We start from the raw sequence: 23,058 nt of genomic DNA, 5'->3' as shown, positions 1-23,058 counted from the left end.
AGAAATGTAAAACGTTTTCATTTATAATATAACTATCAAAAGACAAAAGGAGTTCACCTCGATGGTAGAATTAAATCTTAAAAATATTTACAAAAAATATCCAAACAGCGAACACTACTCAGTTGAAGACTTCAACTTGGACATCAAAGACAAGGAATTTATCGTTTTCGTAGGTCCTTCAGGATGTGGTAAATCAACAACTCTTCGTATGATCGCTGGTCTTGAAGACATTACAGAAGGTACTGCATCTATCGATGGCGTGGTTGTCAACGACGTAGCTCCAAAAGACCGTGACATTGCCATGGTATTCCAAAACTACGCTCTTTACCCACACATGACTGTATATGACAACATGGCTTTCGGTTTGAAATTGCGTAAATACAGCAAAGAAGACATCGACAAACGTGTGCAAGAAGCGGCAGCAATCCTTGGCTTGAAAGAGTTCTTGGATCGTAAACCTGCTGACCTTTCTGGTGGTCAACGTCAACGTGTTGCCATGGGTCGTGCCATCGTCCGTGATGCAAAAGTGTTCTTGATGGACGAACCTTTGTCAAACTTGGATGCCAAACTTCGTGTATCAATGCGTGCTGAAATTGCGAAAATCCACCGTCGTATCGGAGCTACAACTATCTACGTAACCCACGACCAAACAGAAGCGATGACATTGGCAGACCGTATCGTTATTATGTCAGCTACTAAGAACCCTGCTGGTACAGGTACTATCGGACGTGTAGAACAAATCGGTACCCCTCAAGAAGTTTACAAAAACCCAGTTAACAAATTTGTAGCAGGATTTATCGGAAGCCCAGCTATGAACTTCATCAATGTGAAATTGGTTGGTAGCGAAATTGTTTCTGACGGTTTCCGCTTGAAAGTTCCAGAAGGTGCTTTGAAAGTTCTTCGTGACAAAGGCTACGAAGGAAAAGAATTGATCTTCGGTATCCGTCCAGAAGATGTGAATGCAGAACCTGCTTTCCTTGAAACATTCCCAGAATCAGTTGTCAAAGCTACGATCTCCGTATCAGAATTGCTTGGTTCAGAATCTCACCTTTACTGCCAAGTTGGTAAAGACGAATTTGTTGCAAAAGTGGATGCTCGTGACTACTTGCAAACAGGTGCGACAGTTGAACTTGGATTTGACTTGAACAAAGCACACTTCTTCGATGTAGAAACTGAAAAAACAGTCTACTAAGCAAATGAAATGTCAAAACACTGCTAGAGAAATCTGGCAGTGTTTTTGGTGGTTAAAAAGAAGCAGGACGAGTCTCGCCTTGCTTCTATTATGTTATTCTTCCTTTTTCTTGAGAGAAAGTCCAAGCCCTGCTAGAATGACACCTAGGAAGGTTAGGATAGACGTTTTCTCACCTGTATTTGGTAGGGTAGTAGCTACTGGATTATGAGTGCTTGGTAAAATAATAGTTTGACCACCGTTTGAAAGAGTGATCGCATCGCCTTGATTTTGTCCCTGCGTATCTTGGACTTCGTGGTGATTTGTTTCTGCAGGTTCAGCCTTAGGCTCTACATAGAGAAGGCGGTATTCGCCGAAACCTTCTTGGTCAGAGCTTGCTAGATAATGAATGTCACCATCTGTGCCGACTAAGTCTTTGGCCTTATCAGCTGTCAAGAAACGAACATCCAACCCTTTTATGCTGTTTGTGAAGTGCCAGTTTTTATCTGCACTTGGATTGATATTTTTTACATCGAGGATATAGTTGATGATAACCTGGCGATTTTCAAGTCCGAGGAGACGATTGAGGCTAGCATCACGAACACCAGGGAATTTACCATTTGCGCGATAATTGTTAGTTACCACGATGAATTCCTGATCTGGACGGGCATCGTTTCCTTGGTATTTTAGATTGCGGACACGACTAGCATCTGGGTGGATCAACTTACCTTCGCGGTCGTATTTATTTGGTTGGGTGACGTCGTACTCATAGGTTACACCGTCAATCACATCAAAGTTATAAGTGCGGTAGCTTGGATTGATGAGCTGTTGCGCTTCTTTTTTAGTTGGATCAATCGTGTTGAACTGACCAGCAGACATTTCCAACCATTCTTTGAGTTGAGCTCCAGTGACTTTTAGGATGGCTGTGACATTGTCGTAGAGGTAGAGATCGGCTACGTTTTTGATGGCGATTGGGCCAGCTGGAATATCTGTATAGGCAGTAGCATCTCCACGGGTTCCCGCCTTAAATGGTGCAGCAGCCGAGAGAATAGGAAGATCTCCTTCAGGAGTTCCTGCTAGTTCTTTCTTAGCATACCAGATTTGTGCGTTATTGACGATTTGAACAGATGGATCATCCTTGACAAGGGCAAAATAACTTGTGATTGGTGCAGTTGTTGTTCCGACTTGTTGGCGAACGTATTGGATGGTTCCTTCGTGGGCTGTTTTGGCAATTTCTTTGATTCGTTCATCAGCGTCTTTGGACTTGGTGTGAATCTTACGAATAGAGCCTTTGCTGTTGGCAACAGTCCATTTTCCGTTTTTGTAGATAAGGTTGAGGTCGATAATGCCGAGGTGATCCCCATATTTTCCAGCCATGGTTACAGGAGTACCATTAATCTTACCATTTACGCCATCAACACCAGCATATTTTTCATAAAAACCAGTGCCATTTCCACTTGGAAATTCAGCGTGAGAATGCCCTGTTACGACTGCATCCACACCAGGTAGGCTTGCAATTTGATAGCCTTCGTTTTCTTCCCCTTTTTCGTACTTATCATCTCCGATGCCTGAGTGAGAGAGTACAAGAGTGATGTCTGCACCTGCTTTGCGCATTTCAGGGATAATCTTTTGAATAGCTTCTACAGAGTCATTGACCTGAATCTTTCCTTCGAGGTTGGCCTTATCCCAGCTGAGAATTTGAGGGGGAACAATTCCAGTCACCCCAATTTTGATGGTCGTTTTGCGACCAGTTTTATCAACAAAGGTTTTGCTGATGATTTTATAGGGGTCATAGACATAAGCGCCCGTTTTAGGATCTACAACATTGGCGTTGACAATTGGCATTCCAGCTGTATCAATGACACGTTTAAGGTAGTCTAAACCATAGTTAAACTCATGGTTTCCAAGTGTACCAGCTTCAAAACCGAGCTTTTGGAGGGCTGCATACATAGGGTGCTGTTCCCCTTCTTTGACTGGGTTAACGATGGCCTTGTAAGTTCCAAGTGGCGTTCCTTGGATGGTGTCTCCATTATCTACAAGAAGTGTATTGCTATTTTCTTTTTTAGCTTCCTCGATGAGAACAGCTGTCTTTGCTAGTCCAACGTTCTCAGCGGGTTTGTCTTGGTAATAATCATAGTTAACTAAATTGGTGTGAAGGTCAGTTGTTGCAAGGATGCGGACATCGACTTCCTGTCCTTCTGTTGGTTGAAGGGCTTTGTCATCTGCAAGGCTTCCTTCTTTAGAAGGGGTTGCTTCAGTGCTTGCTACTGGAGTAGCATTTTCATCTTGTTTAGCAGGGAGGTCCGTTTTTTCAGATGCCGTTGCCTTTTCATTTCCAGTAGCTGCAACAGTTTTTCCTGATTGGTTTGCTACTGGTGTAGGTGTTGTGCTAGTATCTAGATTTGTAACTTTTTCATCTGCTTGTGCAGTAGAAGCTGCAAATACAGCTGCAGTCAGACCTAAAAGGGCTGCTTGTTTACGAAATGATGACATAAAAATCTCCTCAAAAATAGTTTCACTCTATTATACAGGATGGAAGCCAATCAATCAAGTTAAATACGAATGTTTTTATAAAATTTGTTTAAAATGATAAGAAATAGCTAGTTTGTTTATAAAATCCACTCATTAATTATAAAAGTAAATAGAAATAATAAAATCGTTTAAAGTTTATTGTTCTTTTTGAGATCCTTGTAAGGAATGGAGTAAATTATAGAACTGCAGAGCTTTTCTAGTTTTCATATCCTTAAAAAAGTGATAAAATGGTAGGAAGAATTGGAGAGTATAGATGCCGAAAGAAGTGAATTTGACGGGCGATCAGGTAGTCGCTTTAACGAAAGAATATTTAACAAAGGAAGACGTTGCTTTTGTACAAAAAGCATTGATTTACGCAGTTGACTGTCATAGTGGGCAGTTTCGGAAATCAGGTGAGCCCTATATTATCCATCCCATTCAGGTAGCAGGAATTCTGGCTAAGCTCAAGCTGGATGCCGTAACCGTTGCCTGTGGTTTTTTGCATGACGTTGTTGAGGACACAGATGCGACACTGGATGATCTGGAGAGAGAGTTCGGTCATGATGTTCGGATTATCGTTGATGGGGTGACCAAGCTTGGTAAGGTTGAGTACAAATCACTCGAGGAACAATTAGCTGAAAATCACCGCAAGATGCTTATGGCCATGTCTGAGGATATCCGTGTTATCTTGGTTAAATTATCGGACCGTTTGCACAATATGCGGACTCTCAAACACCTTCGAAAGGACAAGCAAGAACGGATCTCCAGAGAAACCATGGAAATTTACGCACCACTTGCTCATCGTCTAGGGATTTCCAGTGTCAAGTGGGAGTTGGAAGATCTATCTTTCCGTTACCTCAATCCGACTGAGTTTTACAAGATCACCCACATGATGAAGGAAAAACGCAGAGAACGTGAGGCTTTGGTCGACGAAGTCGTAACCAAGTTGGAGGACTATGCTACCGAACGCAATCTCAAAGGGAAAATCTATGGTCGTCCTAAGCATATCTATTCGATCTACCGCAAGATGCAGGATAAGAAGAAACGCTTTGAGGAAATTTATGATCTGATTGCCATTCGCTGTATCTTAGATACCCAGAGTGATGTTTACGCCATGCTGGGTTATGTGCATGAACTTTGGAAACCTATGCCAGGCCGCTTCAAAGACTATATCGCCAACTGCAAGGCCAACGGTTACCAGTCTATCCATACGACCGTTTATGGACCAAAAGGGCCGATTGAATTCCAGATTCGTACTAAAGAAATGCACGAGGTGGCTGAGTACGGGGTAGCGGCTCACTGGGCTTATAAGAAAGGCATTAAAGGGCAGGTCAACAGCAAGGAATCTGCTATTGGGATGAACTGGATCAAGGAGATGATGGAGCTCCAAGACCAGGCTGATGATGCCAAGGAATTTGTGGACTCTGTTAAAGAAAACTATCTGGCGGAGGAGATTTATGTCTTTACTCCAGATGGTGCGGTCCGCTCCCTTCCAAAAGATTCAGGACCGATTGACTTTGCCTATGAAATCCATACCAAAGTCGGTGAAAAAGCGACTGGTGCCAAGGTCAATGGCCGTATGGTTCCACTGACAACCAAGCTCAAGACAGGGGATCAGGTTGAAATTATCACCAATCCCAACTCCTTTGGTCCGAGTCGTGACTGGCTCAACATGGTCAAGACCAGCAAGGCGCGCAACAAGATTCGTCAGTTCTTTAAAAATCAAGACAAGGAATTATCCGTTAACAAGGGCCGTGAGATGTTGATGGCCCAGTTCCAAGAAAACGGCTATGTAGCCAATAAATTCATGGACAAGCGCCATATGGATGAGGTTCTTCAAAAGACCAGCTACAAGACAGAGGAGGCTCTCTACGCAGCCATTGGTTTTGGAGAAATTGGCGCTATTACCGTCTTTAACCGTTTGACCGAAAAGGAACGCCGCGAGGAAGAGCGTGCCAAGGCCAAGGCGGAAGCAGAAGAGCTTGTCAAAGGTGGCGAAGTTAAGGTTGAAAACAAAGAAACCCTCAAGGTCAAGCATGAGGGTGGTGTGGTCATTGAAGGTGCTTCAGGTCTCCTAGTGCGGATTGCCAAGTGTTGCAATCCAGTGCCGGGTGACGACATTGTCGGTTACATTACTAAGGGACGCGGTGTGGCTATTCACCGTGTGGACTGTATGAATCTCCGTGCCCAAGAAAACTACGAGCAACGTCTCCTTGATGTGGAATGGGAAGATCAATTCTCAAGCAAGGAATACACTGCCCACATCGATATCTATGGTCTCAACCGTACAGGGCTCTTAAATGATGTTCTGCAAGTTCTCTCCAACACAACTAAGAATATCTCAACCGTTAATGCTCAACCAACCAAGGATATGAAATTTGCTAATATCCATGTCTCCTTTGGTATTTCCAACCTCTCTACACTGACCACAGTCGTGGACAAGATTAAGAGTGTGCCAGAGGTCTACTCTGTCAAACGGACCAACGGCTAATTCTCTCTTCAGTTACCAGAAAGGCTATTATGAAAATCATCATTCAACGAGTCAAGAAAGCCCAAGTCAGTATCGGAGGTCAGGTTCATGGGAAAATCAATCAGGGACTCTTATTACTGGTAGGTGTTGGCCCAGAGGACCAAGAGGAAGATTTGGACTATGCTGTGAGAAAGCTTGTCAATATGCGAATTTTTTCAGATGCGGAAGGAAAGATGAACCTGTCTGTCAAGGATATCAAGGGGGAAATCCTTTCTATTTCCCAGTTTACCCTCTTTGCAGATACCAAGAAAGGCAATCGTCCCGCTTTTACAGGTGCAGCCAAGCCGGATATGGCAACTGCCTTCTATGAGGCTTTCAACCAAAAGCTAGCTCAGGAAGTCCCTGTTCAGACCGGTATTTTTGGAGCGGATATGCAGGTGGAGCTGGTCAATGATGGACCGGTCACCATTATTCTTGATACTAAAAATAGATAAGAAAACCAAGCCAGCTGGCTTGGTTTTTGTTTATAGACACTCCCAGAAGGAGATGTGTTTGTTGTAAAAGTCTGAATAGTTTTCTCTTAGGTGGGCAGCCGTCATATAATATAAAGTAGAATGACAACCAGTGACGATTGGCATAAGAGAGGAAAATCGCTGAGAACTAGCGAAGGCTAAAAGGACAAATAATAGAAAATCAATGGTGAGCACCCCTAAATAGTAGAAGCGAAACTTTTTATTGATTTGAGGATAAATCTCAACGAAATGATGTTTGAGTCGGTTGACCAAGCGAAATATCAATAGTCCCTGAACAAGGATGAAAATAAAACCAGAGAGCAGGAGCCAGCCTAAAGCTGTCTCTTGTCTTGTGATAGAAAAAGCTAATAGTAGCAAATCGCAGACTGCAATGGCTGCGAAGTGTATTCTAAAGAGCTTTTTCATAAGATGACCTCCCTCTTTTATCTAACTTCATTCTACACCAAACGAAAGGGAGTTGCAACTAACATAATAAAAAATCCCTGAAAGGAACTTCTTTCAGGAATAAGGGGCTAATTGATTTTTTCGACATAGAGTTGTTTGGCGATATCCATACCAACTTGGAGATCTTCACCCTTGTTGACCAGTGTAAAGCTATTGGAAAAAGTATCAAACTGCTTGACATGGACTTGGTCACCGATATGAATTGCGTGCTTTTCTAAATATTTGAGTAGTTCAAAGCTATCATGAACCCGAGTCAGGAGATAGGTTCCAGCTTCCTGGACGGCTGCTAGTGGTAGGTTATTGATTTCAACCAAGAGTTCTCCCTCAGCTGGTATGGTTCCACCGTGGGGGCAGGTTTGAGGGAAACCAAGCAGTTTATCCAGTCTCTTTACAAATAGGTCAGAGACAGTGTGCTCTAGGACCTCCGCTTCTTCGTGGATTTGATCGCTAGTATAGTCTAGATGGTGAACTAGAAAGACTTCAATCAAACGGTGTTTACGATAGAGCTCAGAGACCAGTTTGAGGCCAATATCTGTCAATAGATAGCCGTTCTCCTTATCCTTGAGGATGAGATTTTCACTTTTCATGCGTTTGATCATCTCTGTTACAGCAGGTGGAGAGACCTGCATACGGGCAGCAATTTCTTTGTTGGTGATTTTTTGCATGTCCGTACCGATTTCATAAATACATTTTAAATAATCTTCTTTATTTGGAGTCATTCGTTTCCTCTTGTATATTCTCTCCATCTAGTATACCAAAAAAAGCTAGATTTCTCTAGCTTTCTGTCATAATGCTTGTGATTTTAGTCTAGTTCTTTAACTGCAGCAATAGCAGTTTCAAAGTTTGGCTCCGTGTTGATATTGTCAACGTATTCTACATAACGGATGACATTGTCAGTATCGAGAACAAAGACGGCACGTGCAAGGAGATGCCATTCGTTGATCAAGAGGGCATAATCGCGCCCGAAAGAATGGTCAAAGTAGTCTGAAAGCATGATGGCATTGTCGAGGCCTTCAGCCCCGCACCAGCGTCCTTGGGCAAATGGTAGGTCCATAGAAACGGTAAGAACGACGGTGTTGTCAAGGTTGGCAAGTTCCTGGTTGAATCGACGTGTTTGCGTTGAACAGATACCAGTATCGATAGAAGGGACAACACTCAAGACTTTTTTCTTTCCATCAAAGTCGGCTAGCGTTTTTTTAGAGAGATCGGTTGTAGTGAGAGAAAAGTCAAGTGCCTTGTCTCCGACTTGCAGTTGTTTACCTGTAAAGGTTACAGGATTTCCGAGAAAAGTGGTCATGAAACTACTCCATTCTTTTTTCTTTTATTTTACCGAGAATTGTCAGATTATTCCAATGATTTGACCGGAAATTGAAAAAACGCCAATTCGGTGAGAATGACGTTTTTAATGGATTATTTTGACAAACCTTCAGCAATCTTGTCAAGGTTGTATTTCATCATGCTGTAGTAGCTGTCGCCTTCTTTACCTTCTTCAGCGATTGAGTCAGTAAAGATTTGCGCGTAAATTGGAATATTTGTGTCTTGTGAAACAGTCTTCATTGGACGGTCATCGACACTTGATTCAACAAAAAGGGATGGAACTTTTGTTTGGCGAAGTTTTTCAACCAAGGTCTTGATTTGTTCCGGTGTTCCTTCTTCTTCTGTGTTGATTTCCCAGATGTAAGCACTTGGAACTCCGTAAGCTTTAGAGAAGTATTTGAAGCATCCTTCGCTGGTTACAATGAGTTTTTTCTCAGCAGGGATATTGTTAAATTTCTCTTTGGCTTCCTTGTCCAGTTTGTCTAGCTTTTCAGTATATTCTTTGAGATTTTTTTCGTAGAATTCCTTGTTGCTAGGGTCTTTTGCAATCAACTGTTTAGCGATATTTTTAGCATAAATTATCCCATTTTCAAGGTTGAGCCAAGCGTGTGGGTCTTCTTTGCCTTTCTCGTTTTGACCTTCAAGGTAGATGATGTCTACACCGTCGCTAACTGCATAGTAGTCTTTGTTTTCAGTTTTCTTGGCATTTTCGACCAATTTGGTAAACCAAGCATTGCCACCTGTTTCAAGGTTGATACCGTTATAGAAAATGAGGTCAGCCTCAGAAGTTTTCTTTACGTCTTCAGGAAGTGGTTCGTACTCGTGTGGGTCTTGACCAACAGGAACGATACTATGAAGATCAATCTTGTCACCAGCGATATTTTTAGTAATATCAGCAATGATAGAGTTAGTCGCTACAACCTTTAGTTTTTGGTTTGTAGATGCTGTATCTTTTTTCCCACTAGCACAGGCAGCTAATCCAATGATAGCAAGAAAAAGAACAAGCAATGTACCTAATTTTTTCATTAGATTCCTCCAGAAGGGTTTCCCCTTATTTATTGATTTTTTATTTTTAGTTTCAAGTATCGTTGCTTTGGAGAGATAAAGAAACTGATTAAAAAGAAGCTGGCGGATGTGAGCACGATGCTGGATCCTGCTGCGAGATTGAAGCTATAGCCGATAAAGAGTCCCAAAACAGAAGCGGTTGCCCCTAGGGTTGATGAAAGAAAAATCATGCTCTTTAGGCTATTAGCATACAGGTAAGCCGTCGCAGCTGGGGTGATCAACATGGCCACGATAAGAATAGTTCCAACACTTTGCATGGCAGTGACTGACACAAGGGTCAAGAGCACCATGAGCAGATAGTGGTAGAAATTGACGGGCATTCCCATGGCTTTAGCTAGGAGTTCGTCAAAGGATGTAATCAATAGTTGTTTAAAGAAAATCCCGATAATCAAGAGAATCAATGCACCCACACCAATGGTGATCCACATATCCGTATCTTGGACAGCGAGGATATTCCCAAAAAGGATATGGAAGAGGTCTGTCGAACTCTTGGCAACACTAATCAAGATGACACCTAAGGCTAAGAAAGATGAAAAGGTAATACCAATGGCAGTGTCACTCTTGATGATAGAGTTTCCCTTGATGTAGGTAATGATGATGGAAGCCATCAAGCCAAAGATGATCGCTCCAATAAAGAAATCAATTCCCAGGATAAAGGAAAGGGCTACGCCGGGTAAAACTGCATGAGAGATGGCATCCCCCATGAGAGACATTCCACGTAAGATGATAAAACATCCTACAGCTCCAGCAACCACCCCGATGACTATAGCTGTTATCAAGGCATTTTGTAGGAAATGGAAATGTTGCAATCCATCGATAAATTCTGCTATCATAGGTCACCTCCATTAAAGAAGAGCTTACTACCATAAGCTTTTTTGAGATTGGCTTCGGTAAAGGTTTCTTCAGTTGGACCAAGGTCTATTAATTCTCGATTGAGAAGCAAAACTTGGTCGAAATAATGGGGGACTTTGCTGAGGTCATGATGGACGATGAGAACTGTTTTACCAGCTTTTTTAAGGTCTCTCAGCGTATTCATGATAATCTCTTCACTGATCGAGTCAATTCCAGCGAAAGGCTCATCTAAAAAGATGTAGTCAGCTTCCTGCACTAAGCAGCGGGCAATCAAAACACGTTGGAATTGTCCTCCAGAGAGCTGACTGATTTGGCGATCAGCATAGTCTGAGAGTCCAACGATTTCAAGTGCATCCGCCACTTTTTTCCAGTGGCTGGCCTTTAAAGTGTGGAAGAGCGGGATGGATGGATAGAGTCCCAGTGAGACACATTCCTTGACCTTGATAGGGAAATTGTAGTCGATATGGATTTTTTGCTCGACATAGGCAACTCGATGTAAAGATTTCTTGAATTCTTTGTCATCAAGAAAGGCCTGACCTTCATGTGGGATAATTCCCAACATACTTTTTAATAAAGTTGATTTTCCAGCACCGTTTGGACCAATAATTCCGGTAATAGTTGGTCCTTGGAGCACTAGTGAAATATCCTTTAGTGCCAACGTTTCTTTGTAGGAGACACTGAGGTTTTCGATACGTATCATACAGTTGTTTTCCTCCTATCTTTTAATATACATTAAAAAAAAATTAAGTCAAGTTAATTTTTTAAAAATTTAAAATAATAACTGAAAAATGAAGAAAAAAGAGAGACCATTTTTAATTGCATTCCCAAGTGTTTTTTGCTAAGCTAAGAATAAGTGAAAAATGAAAGCGAGAACAAGATGACACGTTATCAAGACGATTTTTATGATGCAATCAATGGCGAATGGGAAAAGACAGCTGTCATTCCAGCTGATAAATCTCGAACAGGTGGCTTTATTGACCTTGATGAGGAAATTGAAGAGTTGATGCTGGCGACTACGGACAAGTGGTTGGAAGGCGAAGATGTTCCAGAGGATGCAATCCTCGCAAACTTTGTTAAGTACCATCGTATGGTACGTGATTTTGACAAGAGAGAAGCAGAAGGGATCAAGCCTGTCCTTCCGATGCTCAAGGAATACCAAGATTTGGAGAACTTTGCAGATTTTACCAGCAAACTGGCAGAGTTCGAACTAGCTGGTAAACCAAACTTCCTTCCATTTGGTGTATCGCCAGACTTTATGGATGCCAGAACCAATGTTCTCTGGGCCAGTGCACCAGGGACGATTTTGCCAGATACAACCTACTACGCTGAAGACCATCCTCAGCGTGAGGAACTCTTGACTCTGTGGAAGGAAAGTACTACAAATCTTCTCAAAGCCTATGATTTTTCAGATGAGGAAATCGCAGACTTACTAGAGAAACGATTGGAATTGGATCGTCGCATTGCGGCTGTGGTGCTTTCTAACGAAGAAAGTTCAGAATATGCCAAACTCTACCATCCATACGCGTATGAAGATTTCAAGAAATTCGCACCTGCCCTACCTTTGGATGATTTCTTCCAAGCAGTTCTTGGACAAATTCCAGATAGGGTTATCGTAGACGAGGAACGTTTCTGGCAAGCAGCAAACCAATTCTATAGTGAAGAAGCGTGGCCTTTGCTTAAGGCAACCTTGATTTTGGGTGTGGTCAATCTCTCAACCAGCTATCTCACAGACGAGATTCGTATCTTGTCAGGTGCTTATGGTCGTGCTCTTTCAGGTGTTCCAGAAGCTCAGGACAAGGTTAAGGCAGCTTATCACTTGGCCCAAGGTCCTTTCAGGCAAGCTCTGGGTCTCTGGTATGCGCATGAAAAATTCTCTCCTGAAGCTAAGGCAGACGTAGAGAAAAAAGTAGCGACTATGATTGACGTTTATAAGGAACGCTTGGCCAAGAACGACTGGCTCACGCCTGAAACACGTGACAAGGCCATTGTCAAACTCAATGTCATCAAGCCTTATATCGGTTATCCAGAGGAATTGCCAGAACGCTACAAGGATAAGGTAGTGGACGAAACTGCCAGTCTCTTTGAGAATGCTCTAGCCTTTGCGCGTGTGGAAATCAAGCACAGCTGGAGCAAGTGGAACCAACCGGTTGACTACAAGGAGTGGGGTATGCCTGCTCATATGGTCAATGCCTACTACAATCCTCAGAAGAACTTGATTGTCTTTCCAGCTGCTATTTTACAGGCGCCATTCTATGACTTGCATCAGTCGTCTTCGGCCAACTACGGTGGTATTGGTGCTGTTATTGCCCACGAGATTTCTCATGCCTTTGACACAAATGGTGCTTCCTTTGATGAAAATGGTAGCCTCAAAGATTGGTGGACAGAGAGTGACTATGCTGCCTTTAAAGAAAAAACGCAGAAAGTAATCGACCAGTTTGATGGGCAAGAATCTTACGGAGCAAGGATCAACGGAAAACTAACTGTATCAGAAAACGTTGCTGACTTGGGCGGGATTGCTGCAGCCCTTGAAGCTGCCAAGAGAGAGCCAGACTTCTCAGCCGAAGAATTCTTCCACAACTTTGCACGTATCTGGCGCATGAAAGGTCGTCCAGAGTTGATGAAACTCATGGCTAGTGTCGATGTGCACGCGCCAGCCAAACTCCGTGTTAACATCCAGGTGCCAAACTTCGATGACTTCTTTACAACCTATGATGTCAAAGAAGGAGACGGTATGTGGCGTTCACCAGAAGACCGTGTGATTATTTGGTAAAGTGAGTCCTAAATCAAGTATCATTTTGAAGTGAGTGACTCATATTTGAAGTTTATCCATCTGAAAATAAAGTGCTATCGAGGTTAATATGAAGAAATTTTTAATGATGCTTTCAGCTATTTTTTCAATTTCAGTTCTAGCATCTTGTGGTTTCATTAAAAACAAGAGTAATACAGAATCTTCATCTACATTATCATCTGTATCCAAAGATGATAAGACTAGTACATCAACAGAAGAAAAGACTGGAAATACAAGTGACTCGTCAACCAAGGCATCACAATCAATTGCTGAAAATAAGAAGGAAACTGGACCAGATTTATATAAAGAAGTGATTGAACGCTATAACCACTTTACAGACCTTTTAAAACAAGGTAATAGAGAAGATTTATACAAGGAAAATAAACAAGATAAGATTACTTCAGAAGAATATGGTCTAGTTTTCTCTCGAATGGATTATCATAATGCACCCGATTGGAAATACGCAATTGTTGATTTGAATAAGGATGGTCAAGACGAGTTGCTTATTGGCGATGAAAAATTTGTTTCAGCCATTTATTATTTGGAAAATCAAAAACCTAGCTTACTTCACACAGCATATATAGCTTCTGCAGGTGGTTTTCGCTCAGGATTTGATATTTATGAAAACGGTCAAGTCTCTTATGCAGACTGGCAGTCAACTCGTCCAGAAATGAACCTGGCTCTATATTCGTTTGATAAAAATGGAGTGCAGAAGATTAAAGAAGCAACTATTCAAATCGGTGGCAACGAAAAAGCAGAGCAAGTTTTAGATATTTCTTCTGAAAAGCTTGAGTTGTCTAACCTTGAATGGAAAGAATTGAATCCAGCTAATTAGTTTTGAATTATTTTTCTAGTCAATATTGATTCTTTTGAGCAAATATTAACATAAAAATAGAAGCTACAAAAAAACCAAGGAAATTATCCTTGGTTTTTTGTTTGCTAGAAAAAGGGATTAAAGGATTTTTCGTGAGCGATGGTCGTAGCTGGACCATGCCCAGGATAGACATCGTAGTTAGGAAGGGTGAAGAGTTGAGTCTGGACACTATGGAGAAGTTGTTCCATGCTACCTGTAGGAAGGTCTGTCCGTCCGATGGTTTCGCGGAATAGAACATCTCCGGTTAAGACTAGATGGGCATCAGGAAAAACCATAGAAACACCACCGATAGAGTGGCCAGGTGTTGGCAATACAGTAAAACGGAACTCTTCGATCTGGTATTCCTCATGAAAGACATAGGTGTGTTCAGCTGGTTTGCAGATGACATCTGCCATATCATCATGACGAGGTAGACCAGAGAGATTGTCAACAGGAGTATAGAGCCAGCTAGCTTCACTCTCTGCTACATAAACGGGGGGATTTCCAAAAGTATCTCTGACCAAGTCAAGACTCATAATGTGGTCGTAGTGGGTGTGAGTCAGGAGAATCGCACAGACTGGTTTGTTGATTTTCTCGATAGTCTTGCGAATAGCCTCCCAATGGCTACCTGGGTCAACCACAATCAGGTGTTGGTCTCCTTCTAGATAATAAGTATTTTCATAGGCAACGGGATTCACGGTTTTATGGATTTTCATACTAGCTCCAATCTCAAAGAATGTACTAAACTAAGTATAGCACAGAAGAGGGAAATAAAGTGAAAAGAAAGTCCCTCTTTTGCATTCAAGGTTGGTTGATTTATATTAAAAAAAGAAGGAAATTGCTGTGAGTAGACTTGTTATATTTTTAGTTGAATGGTAATAAGAACATAGAACAAATAAGAAATAACTGATAAAAATACAGTTTCTTTCATTGAGAACGCATTTGGATTTTATAGTTATAATTATAAATAAAATATGTCAAAAAATAATATTTGCGAAGTGTATTCAAATATAAATATAGTAGTTCGATACATTAAATTAGTATTTTATTGATTTTGTTTTCAACAAAAGAAAACGGTTTACATATTGTAAATTTAAGCTTATTCTTGTTATTGCAAATCAAATGATTTGAATTTTATTTTAAATAAAATTATAAAAACTCTTGAAAAAGATAGAAAAAAGTGTTAGTATGAACATGTATATTGAATACGAGAATATAATCCTTTTAGAATAATGAAATTTAAAGACCATCTTTTGAGTAGGGAAGAAGTTTCGTTTTTTTTTCTATATTTCAATATCGATATAATAAAAATAGGAAGGTTGTGTATCTTATGAAGAGTAAGCAACAGGGTTTTAGGACGGAGAAATACATTCGATATGGGATTCGAAAGTATAGTTTTGGAGCGGCATCAGTAGCAATTTCAGCAGGTTTGATGTTTTTGGGCAATGGAGCAGTATCAGCGATGGAACTTCAAGGAGCAGATACTACGCTTGTTTCAACATCGACATTGAATGCGGAATCTTCTACGGAAACAGAAAAACCAGAAACTTCGAAAAATAAAGAAAAAGAAGTTGCCCTTAAGACGGTTGATAAAACGGATTTAGTTAAAAAAATTACAGAACTTGAAGAGAAAGTAAAAACAGCAAAGAATATAGATGACATGGTACTAACATCTGCTAAAGAACTATTAGATTCTGCGAAATCTGTCATCTCAAAAGAGATAGTTGAGCAAGAGGAAGTGGATACTGAACTTGCTAAGATTAAAGATTTAATTACGGTATTTGCTGAGTCTGTCGAAGTTGGGAAAATAAAGGAATCTACAGAAGAAACAAAAGAAACAAAAGAAGCAGAAGAAACTGTCAAACCAGTCCAAGAAGCTAAAAAAGTCTTAGAACAAGTTACCTCTGAAGCTGAGGTAACCAATGTTTTAGCAACTGAAGCAGTCCGGAAAAATAAGCTTGAGGCTGAAAACAAAGCGGCAATTGAGGCAGCGATAGCTAATAATAAAGAAGTTATTGCAGAAGCTAAAAAAGTGTTAGCTATGGATAGCGTTACAGCTAAACAAATCAATGATCAATTGTCACGCTTAAATGATTCCATTATTGCTGTCTACAATGATTTGAAGAAAGCAGGAATCGGAAAAGATGGAAACTTTGGAGTCGCTTTGGCTGCTCAAGATTTCTATGCCGAAGAGGGTTCTAACACAACTCATGCATCGGAAACAAACGCTGCAAATCATACTGGTAAAGATACCTATACGATCCCGGTACAAGAAATTAAATTAATTACGGGTACTGATGCTACAGGGCTAGAGATTGAAGTCTATTCTAATCAGCGGGTTGGTAATGAAACAAATGCTGGAAATGGGATGCATACAGAACAGGGTGGAAAAACTGGTCATAACAACAAAGGACGTGTAGACTATCCATTAACCCCTGATGCTGCTAAAAAATTAGCTGAAGAAGCACCACTTTGGAGAAATAAACTCCGTGCGGATGGGTCAAGAATTTCAAACGCTGCAACATCGATTTACTCTGCTAACGGTGGTTATGAATACCTAGCTACAGAAATTTATGGCTATGGGTATGAACAAGGAGTTGACAGAGTTTATATTAAAGGTTTGAAAGATCGTATTGCAGTTACAGAAAAAGCTAAGCAAGCTGGTTGGAGTCTTACCTCTGTAACACCAACTAACCTTGTACCAGGTGTTACTTATGATGAGGCGACAGATACCATTCAAGGTAAAGTAGTTGCTGGTATTGAAAATGGAGTGTATGACTTACGATTCAATATTACTGCAACGAATACAGATGGGCGGACTGTCACCTTCCAAATTCAGAATCTACGTGCTGGTTGGGTAGGTTGGCAAGATAGCACACCTCCTACAATTCAGTCAGATTCAGCTCGTTATGATAGAACTGTTGGTGATGATGCGAATATCAATCTTCGTTTTCATGATTCTTCGGGAGCTAGTGCGATACCTGGCAATTCAGCAGGAAACTATGACTATACAACTGCTGAAGGTAAAGTAGTTAAAGTTCGTCAAAATTCTTCTAAAGCAGTCACAGGTGTCTCAGGCTACAACACTATAGGAGCAGAATTAGATGATTCTAAAGTTTTGATTCCTGGCACCAACTATACTGTAACAAACAGTACTGCTGAAGAGCAAAAAGCCGCTGGAACCAACATGGGTAATGCTGTCATTGGAGGTAAGGTGACAGAGGCAGGTATCTATACCGTTTCAGTATTTGCTAAAGATTATGATAAATTATCTAATAGTACGACATGGAATCAGTCAGGTCAAGAGGCGCACGGTTCTATTACTGTAGTTGTTAAGCCTAAAGTTGAAGTTCAAAACGTTGAAACCTATTCAACAACAGTTCCTGTTAAAATCTCGAAAGGTGCTACAAGTGCTAAGGTTACAATGCCAGATGGAACTGTAACAAACTTGAAAGCCGTTAATGGTAAATGGCTTGTAGATAGTGGTTCAACCAATACAGCGGTTACTGAAAATCAAGAACTAGGTGCTGTAGATTCAAATACCGTCTTTAATATTCCAGTCACGTCAGAAGCAACTGCAAAAGTTGGTGTTGATAATATCAAAGTAGAAGCATCAGCTGAAAATGTTAAGGGAACTTTCTTACGTGAGCGAGTTGAATTGAATGGAACTGATGGGCAAAAACACACTGCAGTTTTAAATAGTACATCTGGTCACTGGGAGCTTCCTGCTGACTATGCCGAAGTGAAAACAGCAAATGGAGATGGGACTACAACTTGGACGAAACGCCAAGTATACACTGAAGCGAAACTAGATGGCGGTATGAAATTCTTCATTTACGAATATACTCGTCAACTTGATAAAGATGGAAATGTAACAAGTGTAACTACTCCTGATCGTCCAATGACGGAATATGTTTCTCAAAATACTAACCAAGCTGGCGATGGTATGTCGGTAACTATTACTTTTGACAAACATTCAAACACATGGACATCATCAGATGGAACAGAAGTTACTGCTAAAAAGTTGGGTGATGATTCATGGGAAGTTCATACTAAATCAGGATTTGGTGGAATCATTAGAGGAACAATCGCAACTAACTCAGATGTTGCGACTGTTGTCAATACGAAACCAACTGCAAGCTCACAAGATTATACTTCTACTAAAGAAACTGCGGTAGATCTCCGTAATGAAGCAAAAGCTGCAGTGACAATCTCTGATGCAGAAGATACTAAGTACGGAAAAACAACTTACATTACTCGTATTACAGTAACATCTCCTTCAGGAGTTCAGAAGGTTTATGACACTAAACAAGATGCAAACAACTATAATCTTGCTAGTGGTTATACACTGAGTGAAGTGGGAGTCTATACAGTAACAGTTGACGTTATTGATAGTAATGGCAATTACACAACAGATGCTACAATAGGTGGAACTGAATCTGGTGTGGATCATGGGGCTGGCTCATCAACAGCTACAACAACTTACCACATCACAGTAACAGACTCGATTGAAGGTCATAATGTAACATCCACAGATGTTCAAGGAGCGACTCAAACAGGTACTCCAACCTTTACATCTGTTGGTGATGGCTCACCTGTGGCACCAAGTGCTACTTCACCTGCTAAGTTGGTAGATCCTACCACTGGTAAGTTAGTTGACCAAGTAACAATTGATGGTCAAGGAACATACACAATTAATAATGAAACTGGTGTTGTGACATTTGTTCCGTTGAAAACATTCACAGGTACAGCAACCCCAGTGACTGTATCATTAACAGCAACTCTTGGTCAAGATAAAGATGGACAACCTATTACCGCTACAGCGACAGCAACTTATACTCCAACTGTTACACCAGTTACTCCAACAGCAACTCCTGCAGAATCAACTGGAATCCAAGGCGCTACTCAAACAGGAACGGTAGCATTCAAAGAAGGACACTCTGTTGCTCCAATCAAGCCGAACTCAGCTGTTCTTCTTGATAAGAATGGTACTCCGGTAGCACCTGGAGCTTCAGTAGATGCTTTGGATGAGAGTGGTAACAAAGTAGGGGGATATACAATTGACCCAACTTCAAATACTGTAACATTCACTCCAACCGATAAGACTTACAAAGGTAAAGTCCAACCTGCAACAGTTCAGGCTGAAGATGAGAATGGTACAAAAGTTAAGACAACTTATACTCCACATATTGTAGGTGTTACTCCAACAGCAGAACCTGCTAAGTCAGTTGATGTTCAAGGAGCAACTCAAGAAAGTACAGTAACATTCAATGGTGGCACGACTACACTGGATGGTAAACAGGTGACTGTAGATATTGACCCAGCTACTTTCACTCTTTTAGATGAAACCGGAACTCCAGCAACATCTGTTCCAGCTAAAGACCCTAGTGGAAATGTTATTGGTACATATACTCTGAAAACAGTTGGTGAACAAGCCGTTGCAGTCTTTACCCCAACTGATAAGACTTATAGTGGTGAAGTTCAACCTGTGCGTGTACAGGCTAAAGATAAAAATGGTATTTCGGTTGAAACAACTTACACACCATTGATTACGCCAGTTACACCAACAGCAACTCCAGCAACTTCTGAAAATATTCAAGGAGCAACACAAACAGGCACTCCTACATTTGTTCAAGGTGATGCAATTGCACCAATTAAACAGGGTTCAGTAAAACTTCTTGATAAAGAAGGAAATGAAGTTCCTGCAGGTCAGACAACTCCAGCTTATGCTGAAGATGGGACTACTGAAATTGGTACATTCTCTATTGATCCAGCAACTGGAAAGGTAACCTTTAGTCCAACGGATAAATTGTATTCTGGTAAGGTTACTCCAGCAACTGTGCAAGCAGAAGATGAAAATGGAACTAAAGTGACGACAACTTACACGCCACAAATTATCCCAGTAAATCCTATTGGAGTTCCTGCGACTTCTGAAGATGTTCAAGGTGCAACTCAAACAGGAAAACCAGAATTCCAAGGTGGAACTGCAGTTGTCAATGGAAAAGAAGTTACTGTTGAGATGAATGACACTGTTCCAGCTAAATTGATTGATTCTAAAACTGGAAATGTTGTGGATTCTATCACTATTCCGGGTGAAGGTACTTATACTGTAGCACCGGACGGAACAGTAACCTTTGTTCCTGAAAAAACCTTTACAGGTCAAGCATCAGGCGTTGAAGTTTTACGTGAAGACAAGAATGGAACCCCCGTTACAGCAAGCTACACTCCAGTTGTTAAGGCAGCAATTCCAACAGCTACTGATGCTGTTACAGAAGACATTCAAGGTGCAACTCAAAAAGGAGTGCCTACATTCCTAGGTGGTAGGGTTACTGTTAATGGAGTGGAAAAAATTGTTCCTATTGATGAAACCAAAGGTCTTGAACTTATTGATCCAAAAACAGGAAAACCAACAGATCAACCAATTGTCATTCCAGGCGAAGGAACTTATACTGTAAATAATGGTATGGTAGAATTTAAGCCAGAACCACAATTTACTGGAAAAGGAACAGGCGTAGAAGTTCAACGTGTAGATGAGAATGGAACTCCTGTAAAAGCTAAATACACTCCAGTTGTTAAACCAGCAACTCCAACAAGTTCGGATGTTATTACAACAGATGTTCAGGGTGCAACTCAATCAGGAACACCAATATTTGAAGGTGGAAAAGTCAAAGTTAATGGTATTGAGAAAACTGTTGAAATTGATGAAACAGTCAAACCAACGTTTGATGATGGTACAACAGAGAAGACAGTTCCAGGTGAAGGTACATATACTATTGATGAGACTGGAAAAGTAACCTTTACTCCCGAGAAGACATTTACAGGTCAAGCAACAGGTGTGACTGTTAAGCGTGTTGATAAGAATGGAACCCCAATTACAGCTAAGTATACCCCAGTTGTTATCCCGGTTACACCTACTTCAAAAGATTCTGAATCAGAAGGTCCGAAAGGACAACCTCAATCAGGAACACCAACATTTGAAGGCGGAAAAGTAACAATCAATGGTAAAGAAATTCCGGTAGAAATTGATGAAACAGTTAAGCCGACCTTTGACGATGGTACAACAGAGAAGAAGGTACCAGGTGAGGGTACATATACTATTGATGAAGCTGGAAAAGTTACTTTCACACCAGAGCCAGAATTTGTAGGTCGAGCAACTGGAGTAACAGTTAAACGTGTTGATAAGAATGGAACCCCAATTACAGCTAAATACATCCCTACTGTACGTCCGAATACTTCATTTGTTGATACTAAAGGAAATATCCTAGCACCAAGTGAAGATGGTTCGCAACCTAAGAAAGATATTCCAGGATATAAAATTGTTGAAACTAAGGTTGATGAAAAAGGCAATGTGGTCCACGTTTATGAGAAGGTTAAGACCAGCCATAAAGATAAGGAAGGCAATGAAATTCCAGGTTATCCAACCGAAGACGGTGAACAACCTAAGAAAGATATTCCAGGTTACCGCTTCGTAGAGACTAAGAAACTTCCAAACGGTGACACAGAGCACGTTTATGAGAAGGTTAAGACTAGTCACAAGGATAAGGAAGGCAATGAAATTCCAGGTTATCCAACCGAAGACGGCGAACAACCGAAGAAAGATATTCCAGGCTACCGCTTCGTAGAGACCAAGAAACTTCCAAACGGTGACACAGAACACGTTTATGAGAAGGTTAAGACCAGTCACAAGGATAAGGAAGGCAATGAAATTCCAGGTTATCCAACCGAAGACGGCGAACAACCGAAGAAAGATATCCCAGGTTACCGCTTCGTAGAGACTAAGAAACTTCCAAACGGCGACACAGAGCACGTTTATGAGAAGGTTAAGACTAGTCACAAGGATAAGGAAGGCAATGAAATTCCAGGTTATCCAACCGAAGACGGCGAACAACCGAAGAAAGATATCCCAGGTTACCGCTTCGTAGAGACTAAGAAACTTCCAAACGGCGACACAGAACATGTCTACGAAAAAGTGAAGACCAGTCACAAGGATAAGGAAGGCAATGAAATTCCAGGTTATCCAAGCGAAGACGGTGAACAACCTAAGAAAGATATTCCAGGTTACCGCTTCGTAGAGACTAAGAAACTTCCAAACGGTGACACAGAACACGTTTATGAGAAGGTTAAGACTAGTCACAAGGATAAGGAAGGCAATGAAATTCCAGGTTATCCAACCGAAGACGGCGAACAACCGAAGAAAGATATTCCAGGCTACCGCTTCGTAGAGACTAAGAAACTTCCAAACGGCGACACAGAACATGTCTACGAAAAAGTGAAGACCAGTCATAAGGATAAGGAAGGCAATGAAATTCCAGGTTATCCAACCGAAGACGGTGAACAACCTAAGAAAGATATTCCAGGTTACCGCTTCGTAGAGACTAAGAAACTTCCAAACGGTGACACAGAACACGTTTATGAGAAGGTTAAGACTAGTCATAAGGATAAGGAAGGGAATGACATTCCAGGCCACCCAACCGAAGACGGTGAACAACCTAAGAAAGATATTCCAGGCTACCGCTTCGTAGAGACTAAGAAACTTCCAAACGGCGACACAGAACACGTTTATGAGAAGGTTAAGACCAGTCATAAGGATAAGGAAGGCAATGAAATTCCAGGACATCCAACCGAAGACGGTGAACAACCTAAGAAAGATATTCCAGGTTACCGCTTCGTAGAGACTAAGAAACTTCCAAACGGCGACACAGAACACGTTTATGAGAAGGTTAAGACTAGTCATAAGGATAAGGAAGGCAATGAAATTCCAGGTTATCCAAGCGAAGACGGCCAACAACCTAAGAAAGATATTCCAGGCTACCGCTTCGTAGAGACTAAGAAACTTCCAAACGGCGACACAGAACATGTCTACGAAAAAGTTGTTACTGCCCCTCAACAAAAACCGACTGAGCAATCTCCAACTACTAAAGCAACCAAAGAATTACCTAATACTGGTACGGAAGATCATGCAGCTTTGGCAACTCTAGGAGTACTTGGTTTGATGAGCGGATTTGGACTTGTGTCTCGCAAGAAAAAAGAAGACTAATTCTATACTCTAGATTCTAA

At 41.2% G+C, this 23,058-nt stretch carries 14 protein-coding genes; 6 read left to right on the top strand and 8 right to left on the bottom strand.

Annotation, left to right across the window (positions count from 1 at the left end):
- Nucleotides 1-61: 61 nt before the first annotated feature.
- Nucleotides 62-1,192, top strand: coding sequence for an ABC transporter ATP-binding protein (locus SORDD25_RS04810; RefSeq protein ID WP_000229944.1), 1,131 nt, complete (start codon nucleotides 62-64; stop codon nucleotides 1,190-1,192).
- 93 nt (nucleotides 1,193-1,285) lie between these two features.
- On the opposite strand, the gene SORDD25_RS04805 is transcribed toward SORDD25_RS04810, so the two are convergent.
- A complete protein-coding gene (locus SORDD25_RS04805; protein ID WP_061852827.1) occupies nucleotides 1,286-3,661 on the bottom strand; it encodes a bifunctional 2',3'-cyclic-nucleotide 2'-phosphodiesterase/3'-nucleotidase in 2,376 nt (791 codons plus the stop codon).
- A gap of 292 nt (nucleotides 3,662-3,953) precedes the next feature.
- Here SORDD25_RS04805 and SORDD25_RS04800 point away from each other — a divergent pair, with 292 nt between their 5' ends.
- Entirely contained in the window at nucleotides 3,954-6,170 is a 2,217-nt protein-coding gene (locus SORDD25_RS04800; protein ID WP_061852826.1) for a RelA/SpoT family protein, read from the top strand.
- A 29-nt stretch (nucleotides 6,171-6,199) separates the two neighbouring features.
- Complete coding sequence (gene dtd / locus SORDD25_RS04795) at nucleotides 6,200-6,643, top strand: D-aminoacyl-tRNA deacylase (protein ID WP_061852825.1); 444 nt, start codon at nucleotides 6,200-6,202, stop codon at nucleotides 6,641-6,643.
- A 30-nt stretch (nucleotides 6,644-6,673) separates the two neighbouring features.
- Here the strand turns inward: dtd and SORDD25_RS04790 are convergent, their stop codons facing one another.
- From SORDD25_RS04790 to SORDD25_RS04765, 6 genes are all read right to left on the bottom strand, one after another.
- Nucleotides 6,674-7,087, bottom strand: coding sequence for a hypothetical protein (locus tag SORDD25_RS04790; protein WP_061852824.1), 414 nt, complete (start codon nucleotides 7,085-7,087; stop codon nucleotides 6,674-6,676).
- A gap of 107 nt (nucleotides 7,088-7,194) precedes the next feature.
- Nucleotides 7,195-7,845: a metal-dependent transcriptional regulator gene (locus tag SORDD25_RS04785; RefSeq protein ID WP_061852823.1), complete on the bottom strand. Its 651-nt coding sequence runs from the start codon at nucleotides 7,843-7,845 to the stop codon at nucleotides 7,195-7,197.
- 83 nt (nucleotides 7,846-7,928) lie between these two features.
- Nucleotides 7,929-8,423, bottom strand: coding sequence for a thiol peroxidase (gene tpx / locus SORDD25_RS04780; RefSeq protein ID WP_061852822.1), 495 nt, complete (start codon nucleotides 8,421-8,423; stop codon nucleotides 7,929-7,931).
- A 113-nt stretch (nucleotides 8,424-8,536) separates the two neighbouring features.
- Nucleotides 8,537-9,469, bottom strand: coding sequence for a metal ABC transporter substrate-binding protein (locus SORDD25_RS04775; RefSeq protein ID WP_061852821.1), 933 nt, complete (start codon nucleotides 9,467-9,469; stop codon nucleotides 8,537-8,539).
- A gap of 29 nt (nucleotides 9,470-9,498) precedes the next feature.
- Nucleotides 9,499-10,341, bottom strand: coding sequence for a metal ABC transporter permease (locus tag SORDD25_RS04770; protein WP_061852820.1), 843 nt, complete (start codon nucleotides 10,339-10,341; stop codon nucleotides 9,499-9,501).
- Nucleotides 10,338-11,060 (bottom strand): metal ABC transporter ATP-binding protein, encoded by a 723-nt coding sequence (locus SORDD25_RS04765; protein WP_061852819.1) that lies wholly within the window; start codon nucleotides 11,058-11,060, stop codon nucleotides 10,338-10,340. Before SORDD25_RS04765 ends, SORDD25_RS04770 begins: the two co-directional genes overlap by 4 nt.
- A gap of 177 nt (nucleotides 11,061-11,237) precedes the next feature.
- Between SORDD25_RS04765 and SORDD25_RS04760 the strand changes: the two genes are divergently transcribed.
- A complete protein-coding gene (locus tag SORDD25_RS04760; protein ID WP_061852818.1) occupies nucleotides 11,238-13,130 on the top strand; it encodes a M13 family metallopeptidase in 1,893 nt (630 codons plus the stop codon).
- 88 nt (nucleotides 13,131-13,218) lie between these two features.
- The gene (locus tag SORDD25_RS04755) at nucleotides 13,219-13,983 is read left to right on the top strand and encodes a hypothetical protein (protein ID WP_061852817.1); all 765 of its coding nucleotides are present in this window, start codon (nucleotides 13,219-13,221) and stop codon (nucleotides 13,981-13,983) included.
- 104 nt (nucleotides 13,984-14,087) lie between these two features.
- Here SORDD25_RS04755 and SORDD25_RS04750 read toward each other — a convergent pair whose 3' ends face one another.
- Complete coding sequence (locus tag SORDD25_RS04750) at nucleotides 14,088-14,717, bottom strand: MBL fold metallo-hydrolase (RefSeq protein WP_061852816.1); 630 nt, start codon at nucleotides 14,715-14,717, stop codon at nucleotides 14,088-14,090.
- Between the two features lie 614 nt (nucleotides 14,718-15,331).
- Between SORDD25_RS04750 and SORDD25_RS09115 the strand changes: the two genes are divergently transcribed.
- Nucleotides 15,332-23,038 carry a YSIRK-type signal peptide-containing protein gene (locus tag SORDD25_RS09115; RefSeq protein ID WP_081103652.1) on the top strand — a complete coding sequence of 2,569 codons (7,707 nt, stop codon included), beginning with the start codon at nucleotides 15,332-15,334 and terminating at the stop codon, nucleotides 23,036-23,038.
- Nucleotides 23,039-23,058: the final 20 nt, after the last annotated feature.

This window comes from Streptococcus oralis, from assembly GCF_001579525.1.
Classification (GTDB): Bacteria; Bacillota; Bacilli; order Lactobacillales; family Streptococcaceae; genus Streptococcus; species Streptococcus oralis_M.
The sequence above is the reverse complement of the archived record's forward strand: the minus strand, read 5'-3'. Positions and strand labels throughout refer to the sequence as shown.